This is a genomic window from Aeromonas aquatilis (assembly GCF_054052405.1).
The window spans coordinates 1-849 of the sequence record NZ_JBSTYP010000153.1 but is presented as its reverse complement, the minus strand read 5'-3'; the positions used below and the strand labels follow the sequence as shown (position 1 = coordinate 849).

Annotated in this window: 1 pseudogene; it reads left to right on the top strand. The window is 61.4% G+C overall.

The annotated features are described in order from the left end of the window. Positions 1-450: 450 nt before the first annotated feature. Positions 451-759, top strand: a pseudogene (locus ACW5W8_RS23755) (Tn3 family transposase); the annotation flags it as partial. Positions 760-849 lie beyond the last annotated feature (90 nt).

Below are 849 nucleotides of genomic sequence, written 5' to 3'. Positions count from 1 at the left end.
ACGTAGCCCAGCGTGGAGTGCAGCCGGCGGTGGTTGTAGAACGTCAACCAGTCGATGACCTCGTCCATCTGCTCGGGTGACCACCAAGCGTTTGCGGTGCGGCGATAGCTCCGTCGGAAAAATCGTGTTTGGGCGTACACCCCCAGAGCTGCAGTAGATCGAGCACGTATCGCCCGATGCCATCAAAGGCGTGCGGCCGAATCAGTCGGATCGTGGCCTGGGCCTGGGCCGTGCGCGTGCTCAGGCCCAGACCCAAGCCGACATCCAGGCTCAGCACCAGCCCGCCACACAGCAGCGATCGACGGGTAGGGACAGGAGCCGAGACCCCAAGACTGCGCTCAGATCTCGGCAGCATGGGCGCCACGACTTTTAGCCCCTGCGCGCACTCTCACCAGGGGCGAGTTGAAAACTGGCCACCCCCTGAACCAAGGCCTCGGCCTGGTTGCGCAGGCTCTCGGCAGGGCGGTGTTCTTCAACCGACTGGGAGAAATCCGCGACCGCAGCTTTGAACAGCAACGTTACCGGGCCAGTGGCCTCAACCTGGTGACGGCGGCCATCGTGTTGTGGAACACCGTCTATCTGGAAAGGGCCACGAACGCATTGCGTAATCACGGCCAGGCCGTCGATGACGCGCTGTTGCAATACCTGTCGCCGCTGGGCTGGGAGCACATCAACCTGACCGGCGATTACCTCTGGCGTAGCAGCGCCAAGATCGGCGCGGGCAAGTTCAGGCCGCTACAGCCGCTGCCAAAGCCTTAACGTACTTTAAATTCCGTTTTCTGAGACGACCCCAAGAGCGCGAGTTTTTGAGCTTAGCGTGCTTTATTTTCCGTTTTCTGAGATGGCCCC